General features: G+C 56.7%; 9 protein-coding genes. 6 read left to right on the forward strand and 3 right to left on the reverse strand.

Features of this window, described 5'->3' with window-relative positions:
* Nucleotides 1–124 precede the first annotated feature (124 nt).
* From EXR70_02900 to EXR70_02915, 4 genes are all read left to right on the forward strand, one after another.
* Nucleotides 125–1,777: an alpha-D-glucose phosphate-specific phosphoglucomutase gene (locus tag EXR70_02900; protein MSP37430.1), complete on the forward strand. Its 1,653-nt coding sequence runs from the start codon at nucleotides 125–127 to the stop codon at nucleotides 1,775–1,777.
* A 143-nt stretch (nucleotides 1,778–1,920) separates the two neighbouring features.
* The gene (locus tag EXR70_02905) at nucleotides 1,921–3,066 is read left to right on the forward strand and encodes an extracellular solute-binding protein (protein ID MSP37431.1); all 1,146 of its coding nucleotides are present in this window, start codon (nucleotides 1,921–1,923) and stop codon (nucleotides 3,064–3,066) included.
* 80 nt (nucleotides 3,067–3,146) lie between these two features.
* Complete coding sequence (locus EXR70_02910; protein ID MSP37432.1) at nucleotides 3,147–5,651, forward strand: AsmA family protein; 2,505 nt, start codon at nucleotides 3,147–3,149, stop codon at nucleotides 5,649–5,651.
* Nucleotides 5,652–5,851: 200 nt separating this feature from the next.
* Nucleotides 5,852–7,612 (forward strand): ATP-binding cassette domain-containing protein, encoded by a 1,761-nt coding sequence (locus tag EXR70_02915; GenBank protein ID MSP37433.1) that lies wholly within the window; start codon nucleotides 5,852–5,854, stop codon nucleotides 7,610–7,612.
* A 265-nt stretch (nucleotides 7,613–7,877) separates the two neighbouring features.
* On the opposite strand, the gene EXR70_02920 is transcribed toward EXR70_02915, so the two are convergent.
* From EXR70_02920 to EXR70_02930, 3 genes are all read right to left on the reverse strand, one after another.
* A complete protein-coding gene (locus EXR70_02920) occupies nucleotides 7,878–8,288 on the reverse strand; it encodes a PIN domain-containing protein (GenBank protein MSP37434.1) in 411 nt (136 codons plus the stop codon).
* Nucleotides 8,266–8,523 (reverse strand): hypothetical protein, encoded by a 258-nt coding sequence (locus EXR70_02925; protein ID MSP37435.1) that lies wholly within the window; start codon nucleotides 8,521–8,523, stop codon nucleotides 8,266–8,268. Before EXR70_02925 ends, EXR70_02920 begins: the two co-directional genes overlap by 23 nt.
* A 99-nt stretch (nucleotides 8,524–8,622) precedes the next feature.
* Complete coding sequence (locus EXR70_02930; GenBank protein ID MSP37436.1) at nucleotides 8,623–9,141, reverse strand: hypothetical protein; 519 nt, start codon at nucleotides 9,139–9,141, stop codon at nucleotides 8,623–8,625.
* 163 nt (nucleotides 9,142–9,304) lie between these two features.
* Here EXR70_02930 and EXR70_02935 point away from each other — a divergent pair, with 163 nt between their 5' ends.
* Together EXR70_02935 and EXR70_02940 are read left to right on the forward strand one after the other, a co-directional pair.
* Nucleotides 9,305–10,447 carry an ABC transporter substrate-binding protein gene (locus EXR70_02935; GenBank protein MSP37437.1) on the forward strand — a complete coding sequence of 381 codons (1,143 nt, stop codon included), beginning with the start codon at nucleotides 9,305–9,307 and terminating at the stop codon, nucleotides 10,445–10,447.
* A gap of 165 nt (nucleotides 10,448–10,612) precedes the next feature.
* A complete protein-coding gene (locus EXR70_02940; GenBank protein ID MSP37438.1) occupies nucleotides 10,613–11,371 on the forward strand; it encodes a hypothetical protein in 759 nt (252 codons plus the stop codon).
* Nucleotides 11,372–11,516: the final 145 nt, after the last annotated feature.

Genomic DNA, 11,516 nt, shown 5'->3' on the forward strand with positions numbered 1-11,516 from the left:
CAACTGTCATGCTGAGCCGAAGGCGAACCATCTCGAGTTCGTAACGAACGAACGGCTGAGTCGTGGCATTTTCACTTGTCTCGCCCTATGATGTTCAAATAATTATCAGCGAGTAGAGGCAAAAATGGCGATTCACCCACTAGCCGGCAAACCGGCGCCGGCAAATATATTGATCGATGTCGCGGCGCTCGAAAAAGCTTATTACCAGCGCAACCCCAACACGGTGGACCCGTCGCAACTGGTCAGCTTCGGCACCAGCGGCCATCGCGGCAGTCCGCTCAGCGTTAGTTTAAATGAAGCGCATATCCTCGCCATCACCCAGGCGATCTGCGACTACCGCACGAGCAAAAATATTTCCGGGCCGCTGTTCATGGGCAAAGACACCCACGCGGCCTCCGGGCCGGCGCAGAGGACGGCGCTGGAAGTGCTGGCGGCGAATTCCATCGAAACGATCATTCAGCGCGATGACGGCTTCACGCCGACGCCGGCGATCTCGCGCGCCATTCTCGTCCACAATCGCGGCCGCAAAGAGCGCCCGGCCGACGGCATCGTCGTCACGCCGTCGCATAATCCGCCCGCCGACGGCGGCTTCAAATATAATCCTCCCGAAGGCGGGCCGGCGGACACCGATGTTACCGAATGGATTCAGCAGCGCGCCAACGATTTGTTGCGCGAGAGCAACCGCGGCGTGAAGCGCGTCGCTTACGACAAAGCGTTGAAGGCAGCGACGACGCACCAAGAAGATTTAGTCAGCCCCTATGTCGAAGACTTAACCGCCGTCATCGACATGGAAGCGATTCATGCACAGCGCGTCAAGATCGGCGTCGATCCGCTGGGCGGCGCGGCCCTCGCTTATTGGCAGAAGATCGCCGAGCATTATCAACTTGATCTAACAATCGTGAACTCATCCAGCGATCCGACTTTCCGTTTCATGACGCTCGATCACGACGGCAAGATCCGCATGGATTGCTCCAGCCCCTACGCCATGGCCGGCTTGGTGAAACTGAAAGATAGTTTTCAAGTTGCCTTCGGCAACGACGCCGACTCCGACCGCCACGGCATCGTCACGCCGTCCCTCGGCTTGATGAATCCGAACCACTATCTCGCCGTGGCGATTCATTACTTACTGACGCACCGGCCGCGCTGGAGCAAAGCTGCCGCCGTCGGCAAGACTTTGGTCAGCAGCTGCCTCATCGATCGCGTCGTCGAAAAGCTCGACCGCAAGTTGTTCGAAGTTCCGGTCGGCTTCAAATGGTTCGCCCCTGGCCTATTCGACGGCTCGGTCTGTTTCGGCGGCGAGGAGAGCGCCGGCGCCAGTTTTCTCTGCCAAGATGGAACGGTTTGGACGACGGATAAAGATGGCATCATTCTCTGCCTGCTCGCAGCGGAAATCATCGCCACCACCGGCCGCGATGCCGCGAGCTGGTATGAAAAACTAACCGACCAACTGGGCCGGCCGTTTTATACTCGCATCGATCTGCCGTCGACGACGGCGCAAAAAAACGCCTTGAAAGCGCTGCGGCCCGATTCGCTCAGCGCCAAGGAACTCGCCGGCGAGCCGATCGTCGCGAAATTGACCGCAGCGCCGGGCAACGGCGCGGCCATCGGCGGACTCAAAGTGGCCGCGCGTAGCGGCTGGTTCGCCGTGCGGCCGTCGGGAACCGAAGAGCTATGTAAAATTTACGCCGAGAGTTTGGTGTCGCAGGATCATTTGCAAATGATCGAAACCGAAGCGCGGCAAATCATGCAAACAGTTTTCACCGCCGCCGGAGCTTGATCCAGTGCTCGAAGGAATTCGGATGTTTCACCACGGAGACACAGAGTTCACAGAGTTTTTTTACTCCTATTCCTCCTCTGTGAACTCCGCGCCTCCGCAGTGAATAATCCGAACTATCCCCACCGATTGATCGAGGAGTTTTCATGTCGAAGCCGATTCGTGCCACCGTCACGTTGCTCCACGCACTGTTCTGTTACTTAGCGCTTTGTGTGAATTTCTCCGTCGCCGCCCAGCCGCCCGCCTGGCAGAGCGATTGGGACAAGACGGTCAAGGCCGCGGAAGACGAAGCCGCGGTGGTGCTCTACGTCACCGGCGCCTTCGAGCCGGTGTTTCGCGATACGTTTCAAAAGAAATATCCTAAGATCAAAGTGACCCTGGTGACCGGGCGCGGTCCCGATCTCAGCCAGCGCATCATGAGCGAGCGGCGCGCGGAAAAATTCGCCGTCGATCTCTACATCGGCGGCAATATTTCGCCGATCACGGTTTTTCACAAGGCGAAGATTTTAGAGCCGGTCAAAAACTTGCTACTGCTTCCCGAAGTGCTCGATCCAGCCGCTTGGTATGAGGGCAAACATCATTACGACGACGCCGAGAACCGTTTCATCTTCGTCTTCGAGGGCACGCCGCGCAGCGGCGAGATTACGTTCAACAGCAAACTGGTCAACCCCGCCGAGATCAAATCCTATTGGGACCTGTTGAACCCCAAATGGAAAGGCAAAATCGTCTCCACCGACCCGTTCCAGTCCGGTCCGATCAGCGCGGCGCAGATGTTTTTCTACAAGCAGCCCGAGCTTGGGCCGGAGTTTATCCGCCGGCTACACAGCGACACGGATATCACGATCCTACGCTCCAACGAGCAGTTGATGGATTGGTTGAGCACCGGCAAATACCTGTTTGGCTTCGGCGCCAGAAACGTCGACGATGCCATGATGCAAGGCTTGCCGCTCAATCAGTTCGCGCCGGCGGCGCTCAAGGAAGGTTCTTCAGTGACCGCCTATAACGGCACCTTGAGCTATTTCAACCGCGCGCCTCATCCCAACGCCGCCAAAGTTGCCGCCAACTGGCTCCTGTCGCGCGACGGCCAAAACGCTTGGCTCGACGCCAATCACAAAACCGGCGGGCTTTACGATTCTCTGCGTGAAGATATCTCCAAGGAAAAAGTCAGCGAGCGCGCCCGCCGAGTGAAGGGGGCGAAATTTCTCTGGCTCAACCCCGCCTGGATCGACGAGCTCGACGCCATCCGCGACATCATCAAAAAAGCTCTCGCCAGCGCCGGCAAAGCAAGGTAGGCAGGAAAAAAGCTCAAGAGCATGGTACAGTCGCTTTGAACGATTCCCAGATCGCGAGCGTCAAAGCTATCAGGTGATTTATGGCGGAACTTAAAAATAAACGTAAATGGCTGATCGCCGGCGGCGTGCTGGCCGGCTTGGTCGTGCTCGCCGGCGCGGCGGTCTTGAATCTCAACTCGCTGATCGCGCGCAACAAAGACTATTTGATCGGCCAGGCGGAGCAGGCCCTCGGTCGCAAGATCAAAGTCGGCGCCATCGAAGCGACGTTGTTCAGCGGCCTGGGCGTCAAGCTCGGCGATTTTTCCATGAGCGACGATCGGCAGTTTTCCAACGACGACTTCATCCGCGCCAAGGATTTACAAGTCAACGTTCGTTTCTGGCCCCTGTTGAAAAAAGACGTGCAGGTCAAACGGCTGATCCTGCACGATCCCGCCATCGTCGTGATCCGCAATGCGGCAGGCGAATTCAATTTCGCTACCATCGGCAAAAAGGATCCAGAATCTAAAGAAGCCAAAGAAGCCGCGGCAAAAGAAAAAGCCGAAAAGGAAAAGAAAGAGCGCGGCGAGAAAGAAAAAACTCCGGCGACCTATTTGGTTTCGCTAGTCGACATTTCCGGCGGCGAAGTGCGCTATCTCGACAAAAAAAGCGGCGCCGATGTGAAGCTCCAGCAAATCGATCTGCGTGTCGAGGATTTCGATTTGACCAAGCCGTTTACGGCCCAGCTCGCCGCGGCGGTTTATGCCGACAAGCAAAATTTAAAGCTCACTAGCAAGCTCGGGCCGCTGCCAGCCAACGGCGACTTCGGTCAGCTGCCCATGACCGGCAAGCTCGATGTCGATCCTCTCGACATGACCAAGCTCAAAGCCGCCGCGCCGAAGTTGCAAGAAGCTTTATCCAAAGATCTCGACCTCGCCGGCGTCTTTCGTCTCAAAGATTTGAAATTTTCCGGCACGCCCAAAGACTTGACCCTTAGCGCCCAGTTCGACGGCAGCAACGGCGCTGTGCGTTACGGTTCGTCGTTTCACAAACCGGCGGGCATGGCGCTGATGCTCGACGCCGATGCCCACTATCGTCCGGACCGCATCGAAATCAAAAAAGCCCAGCTCAAGATGCACACGCTGGACTTGGCGACCCAAGGCACAGTCCAACTCGGAGAAAGCACGGTGCTCGATCTCAGCCTCGACTCCAAACCGGCGTCCCTCGACGGTTGGGACAAAATCGTTCCGGCGCTGGCCAAGTATCAACTGAGCGGCACCATGGAGCTGCAAGCGAGAGTACGCGGCAAAGCCGGCAAGGGCAGCGCGCCGGAGATTCAAGGCTCCTTGAGCTTGGTCAAAGCCAGCATCAAGCCGCCGCAGTTTCCCAAGCCGCTGGAAAATCTCGACACCAAGATCAATTTCACCGGCCAGCGCGCCGACATCCGCGACATGACGTTGAGTCTCGGCAGTTCGCGCATCCGGCTCGCCGCCGCGGTGGAAAAATTTTCGCCCTTGACCTTCACCTACAAACTGACCACGCCGGAAATTTTTCCCGCCGATTACAACGCCGGCTTGAGCGAAGAGCGCAAGGGCGACGTGCTGCGCAACCTGCGCAGCGATGGACGATTCGGCATGGCCGGCGGCACCATCGCCTATCAAGGCACGGTCAATTCCGCCGACGGCAGACTTTATAACATTCCCTACAAGGCCCTCGACGCGACCATCTCGCTGGCCAACCAAGTAACCCAGATTCGCAATTTGAAAATCAACGCGCTCAGCGGCGTGGTGCAAATGGACGGCGAGTATTCGTTGAAAGAGGCGGTGCCGCAGTTTACCATGTCGACTAAAGTCCAAGGCATCGACATCAAGGAACTCTACACGGCGCTCGACGCCAAAGCCGAGCGCGACCTGCGCGGCAAATTGAACGCAGACATGAAGCTCGCCGGCGCCGGCAAGAGCTGGGAAGAAATCAAACCCGCGCTCAAGGGCCAGGGCTCGGCGGAAGTGTTGCAGGGCGCGCTGTTGAATTTCAACATCGCCGACGGCGCCCTGGGCGGCATCACCGGCATCCCGGGACTGACCAACATCATCAGTCCGTCGCTGCGCAGAAAATATCCCGAAACGTTTACGGCGAAGGATACCGAGTTTAAAGAAATGACCATGCTGCTCGACGTCGCCGACGGCCGCATCAACGTGAAAAACTTGCGTCTCGCCGCCGCGGAATTTCTCGTCCAAGGCGCCGGCTATGCTGAGTTCAGCCGCAAAGTCGATTTCCGTACGACCATCAACTTTTCCGAACGGCTCTCCGCCGATCTGACTCAAGCAGCGAAGGAAACCAAATATCTGCTCAACAATCAGGGCCAGCTCGAAGTACCCCTGGCGCTCACCGGCCGCCTGCCGAATGTCAAAGCGGTGCCCGACAGCCGCTACCTCGCGCAAATCGCCCAGCGCGGCTTCATGCGCAAAGGCATAGACGAACTGCAAAACCGTCTGGGCGGGAAACCCGCGCCGGCGCAGGAAGACAAAGGCGCCACCGACAATAAAAAGAAAAAACGCCCCACCGACGATTTGATCCGTAAGGGGCTTGAAGGATTGTTCAAACGTTGAGAGGTTAACACGGCAACAGCCAAGCGGGAGGGGTTGAAAGCCGCGCCTGCAATTAAAGAATTTTTTGCGACTTTTGCGTTCTTTGCGGCCAACACTCCGGATCCGAATCTCCAACTCTGTGTCATCTGTACTCTCTGTGGTGAATTCTCCCGCCCCCATCTTGATTCCGGTGATTTTATGCTTTAGAAAACAAGCCCATTGTGATTAAGATCAACCAACTCACCAAATCCTATTTCGCCCGCGAACTGTTCACCGACGTGACCTTTCAGATGAACGCCGGCGAGCGCCTGGGGCTGGTCGGCCGCAACGGCCACGGCAAATCGACGCTCTTCAAACTCATCTTGGGCGAGGAAGAGATCGACTCCGGACAGATTACCATTCCGCGCAACTATCGCATCGGCCATCTCCAGCAGCATCTACGGTTCCATCAGCCGACGATCTTGGCCGAGGCGGCTTTAGGATTGCCGGAGGAAGACGCCCATTCGATTTATAAGGCGGAGGCGATTCTGTTTGGCCTGGGATTTTCCCAGAGCGATCTGGAAAAAGCGCCCGAAGAATTTTCCGGCGGCTTTCAAATCCGCATCAACCTAGCCAAGCTTTTGCTCTCCGATCCCAATCTGCTGCTGCTCGACGAACCGACCAACTACTTGGACATCACCTCGGTGCGCTGGATCGCCCGGTTTCTCACCAATTTCAAAGGCGAGCTGATCTTGATCTCCCACGATCGCGACTTCATGGACAGCGTCACGACCCACACCGCGGTGATCCACCGGCAAAAGATTCGTAAGTTCGAAGGCGGCACCGCCAAAGCCTACGCGCAAATCGTCCTCGAAGACGAGATCCACGAAAAGACCCGCGCCAACGAAGACAAGAAGCGCGCCCACGCCGAAGCGTTCATCAATCGCTTTCGCGCCCAGGCGTCGAAGGCGAAGATGGTCCAGTCGCGCATCAAGATGCTCGAACGGCTGCCCAAGCTCGACGACCTCGCCGAGATCGAGTCGTTGGATTTCGAGTTTCGCTACGCGCCCTTCGCCGCCAAGGCGTTGGTCGAAGCGCGCGATCTGTGCTTCGGCTACAGCCCCGACCATCTTTTGTTCCGCCAGCTCAACCTGTCGATCAACGCCCGCGACCGCATCGCCGTGATCGGCAACAACGGCAAAGGCAAATCGACGCTGTTGAACGTCCTCGCCGGCGGCCTGACGCCGCTCACCGGCGAGATCAAATCTCATCCCGACTTGAAACTCGGCTACTTCGGCCAAACCAACATTCAACGGCTCAATGAAAAGCTGACCATCGAACAGGAAATCGAAAACGCCAACCCGGCGCTGACGCGCACCCAGGTCAGAAATATCTGCGGCACCATGATGTTCAGCGGCGACCTGGCGTTGAAAAAGGTAACGGTTTTATCCGGCGGCGAAAAAAGCCGTACGCTGTTGGGAAAGATTCTCGCCCATCCGTCGAATTTGTTGTTGCTCGACGAACCCAACAACCATCTCGACATGGAATCCATCGACGCCTTGATCGAGAGTTTAGAGAATTTTCCCGGCGCGCTGTTGATCGTCACCCACAACGAAGGAATCCTCCGCGCCCTGGCGACCAAGCTCGTGGTCTTTCATCGCGGTAAAGTCGAGGTCTTCGACACTGGATACGACGAGTTCCTAGAAAAAATCGGCTGGGAAGACGAGGACCAAGGCAAGGGCAAGAGCGCCCAGAAAAAACCCACCACGCGCACCGATCACGACGACAAAAAAGAACGCGCCAAGGCCGAACGCCGGGAAAAAGCCAGAATCGAAAAGCTCGAAGCCGAGATCATCAAGAACGAAACCGCGCTAAAAAAATACAACGACCAACTGATCCTCGAAGCCAACCGCAACAATCTCAACCAAATGCGCGAACTGTCCACCAAGATCAATCAAGTGAAACGCGAGATCGACAGTTTGTATAGTCAGTATGCGGAGTAGTGGCGGCTGAGCGGATTGAGCTCGCCGTGTTTTCACGATCAGGCCTGGAATCGCAGTTGTATGACACAGGTCGCCGTTCCCAGTGGGTGATGGTTCAGTTTGATTGTGGCTCGGGTGCATGGAATGGGAAAGATTTCTCGCTACGCTCGAAATGACACAGTTCGAGCGCTTGTCATCCCGAACGAAGTGAGGGATCTTGCCCATCCGAACCACACCTCCAAGTGATATTCTTGGATCAGGTCCTTGGCGTGTCGATCGCAAGCGATCAAGACGGCAGCTTACATGGAACGGTCTGTCGGCTGTGCCGGCGATAAATGCGAAAGTCAGAATCAGTGGTGAGAATTATCGGATCGGAAAACGTTTCGCTCATACGTGCGAGGCAGGCGTCGGCGAGGCTCATGGGAACGTCGGCATATTTCTGTAAAAGCTTTATGATCGATTCCACGTCGTTGTCCAGGTCGAAGGCCACGATCAGCGCCCGGCGACGAAGCATCTCGATTAGGCTAAGGTCTCCGCGGGCGCCGAGAAGGTGAAAGGCTTCCGATAACACAGCTTCACAAGTGCGCCAGGGTGGAGTGTACTGCGGTGCCATCGTCACCGCCCAATTGTGGTGGAAGTCGCGGCGACTGAGCAAAGCGACCAAGAAACCTGCGTCAACGAGAACGTTTCTCGCCATAGCCCGTGGCTTTCAAATAGCGCTTCTTTCGTGAGCTGAGGTCGGCCGGCAGGCCGCTGACGGAACCGATCAAATCGACAATGGCGTCCAGTGGCGCGGCTTGACGTCGCGTGGGTCGAGCGGCGCGCTGCAAACGCTCGCGAACTACATCGGACTTCGAGCACTTGCGACCGCGCGACTCCCTCTCGATCTCGGCCACCAGCGGCTCTGGCAAACGTACCGTTAACGTTTTCATGGAACGATTGTATTACTGCGCCGCCGGGTACGCAAGACAGTTGCGGCTGGTGCCGGGTCGGGATTGCCTCAGGACTTCTGGCGAAGAGTCGCAAGCCGGTCATTCCGCGCGCTTCGCCGCGCAATGATCCCAAGCGCGTTCGGTCGAAGTCGGCTTGAAGGTTCGCTTGGCGATCTTCTCGGCTTCGTCACGCTCCATGAATATAGGCGTGCCGATTTGCATCGCTTCGGATTGCAGCCGCGCGGACTCCTCCAAGAAAAGTCCCAGCATGCAAACTTCGCGAATCGATTGGCCGACGACGCTGAGCAGAACCACCGCCGGCGAATGAAAATGAAAAACCGCTTTGACATCGGCGCGAGCTTTGTAGATTGCCTGGTGTAACGAAGACTGCGGTACGGCTTTGTCGAAATCGACGAAAAACAATTCGTCACGCTGCACCAGCGCCGGACTCTTGCGCGGCATGAACAGCATCTCGTTGCCGTCGTTGCTGCGCGCGCTCAAATGGGCGAAGGCATCGCTCAGCCCTTCACGATAGATAATCCGCAGCGCGGTGATGAAATCTCTTTTCACCGCGTTGTAGGTTTCATCGCTCATGTTTTGCTCTCCTTCGTCGCGCATCTTAATTGATGGCCGGCTCTGCCCCGCCTAAATTGAGCCTCTCAGTTTTCCTAACCGTCCTACCAGTTCTGGACAACCGGTCGAGAGCGGTTGTAGAGTGGCGGTCGTGAAACTCAACGCTCGAAAAATTCGAAACCCAAGCGTCGACGATGGAGAAACTCCCATGCGCGTTGCTGGCAAATCGTTGTGGCCGATTATCGCGGCTCTGTTGCTGATTGTTAGCTCGCAAGCTTCGCTGCACGCGGCGGCGAGTGGGGACGAGCCATGGAATCGCATTGTCGACGCGGCGAAGAAGGAAGGCCAGGTCAACACCTATGGACTGGAGGACATCACCCATCCGGCGATTATCGAAGCGTTCAACAAACGCTATCCCGAAATCAAGGTGGTGAGCGTTCTCGGCCACACAGAAATGTTCCAACGCATCGTCGCCGAACGGCGCGCGGAAAAATATGTCGCCGATGTGTTCTCGTCCGGCCCGTCGATCTTGCGCCAAGCATACGCGGCTAAGTACCTGCAGCCGCTCCGGCCGATTCTCCTGCTGCCCGAAGTGACCGACACGAGCAAATGGTATAGCGGTAAACATATCTGGAGCGATCCGGAGGAAAAATATCTGCTGCTTTTCGAGGGCACTCTGAGCTCGGCAAGCATCGCTTACAACAGCCAAAAGCTGACCAACCCCGATGAGCTGCAATCCTATTGGGATATCGTTAAACCGAAATGGAAAGGCAACATCGTATTCTTCAACGACGGGGCGGGGGTAACGATTCCGACGCCGATGCTGGCCCTCTATTATCACGAGCAGGTGGGGCCAAAATATCTCAAGACGCTATTCGAAGACATGGACATAACTCTTTCGCGCGACCGGCGCCAGTCAACCGACTGGCTCGGCAGAGGCAAGTTCGTTTTGTGTTTTCTCTGCCGCGGCGTCGAGGAGGCGCAAAAGATCGGCATTCCTGTAGAGAATCTTCGCGGCGATCAACTCAAGGAGTCCGGCGCGTTGGGCAGCGGCAATAGCAGTGTGCTCGGATTCTTCGACAAAGCGCCTCATCCCAACGCCGCGATTGTGTTCATCAACTGGTTCCTCTCGCGGGAAGGGCAGTCCACCTGGCAAAGAGTGTTAAACAAAATCGTCCTCAACCCTTCGGACTCCATGCGCATCGATATCGCCAAAACCGACGTGCTCCCTGGCTACCGTCGCGTCGAGGGTAAACAATACCAAGTGCTCGGCTATCTCGATCCCAAACCGGTGACCAAGTTTTACACTGAGTTGCTGAGCAAAGTGGGAATGGACAAAGGCAAGCAGTGACGTGTTGTGCAGACATGCTAGAGCCCTCACCCCTGCCCTCTCCCATCGGAATGGGCGAGGGTGTCGGAAACGGTTGAGACAATCACTAGCATGAGCTGCGCGAGTTCCCTCGCCCGCTTTAGCGGGAGAGGGCTAGGGTGAGGTCAACGTAACTAAGGAGGAACCATGGCAATCATCGATGCCGACGCGCATGTCGTCGAGTCGGAGCGGACTTGGGATTTTATCGACGAAACGGAGCGCCAGTTCGCGCCGCGGGTGATGGTCTTCAAAGATCATGGCGGCGATGGTTCAGGGAAAAGCGGCACCGATGAGTTCTGGAAAATCGGCGGCCGGGTGTTCGTCAAAGGACGCAACATCGGCCACGACACGCCGCGGGAAAGCCGCGAGATGGAAAACATCAAGGCGCGGCTGAGCCACATGGATGAACTGGGCATCGATGTCCAGGTTCTCTATCCGAGTCTCTTCTTAAGAGCGCTGACCAATTTGCCCCACGTCGATACCGCGTTGTGCAGAAGTTATAACCGCTGGTTGGCGGAGATCTGGCGCGCTGGCAACGGCCGTTTGCGCTGGGTGGTGATGCCGCCGCTCAATTATATCGACACGGCGATCGAAGAGTTGAACTTCGCCAAAGCCAACGGCGCTTGCGGCGTCTTTATCCGCGGCGTCGAAGGCGACAAGCTGCCCACCGATCCCTATTTTTATCCGATCTATCAAGAAGCCAGCCTCCTGGCCATGCCCATCTGTGTCCACGCGTCGGCGGGCAATCTCGACATGTTCGATATTTTTGGCCGCGGCTCCAGCCTGGCGCAGTTCAAATTCGGTCCGGTAAATCTGTTTGGCAGTCTGATCACCTCGGAGCTGCCGCGCAAGTTCCCCGATCCAAAGTGGGGCTTCATCGAGGTCAGCGCCGAGTGGCTGCCTTAAGGAACCTCTGAACAACTGCCCTGGAAGCAGGGCAGCGGAAGATAGATCGTTTTTTTCGTAATGAGTTACAGTTTTTGCGAAGTTATATCAGATTACATTTTGCTCTCGTGGTTAATAGGGTCCTTAGTTTTGCCTCGATTTGCCC

This window comes from Deltaproteobacteria bacterium, from assembly GCA_009692615.1.
GTDB lineage: Bacteria > Desulfobacterota > Binatia > UBA9968 > UBA9968 > DP-20.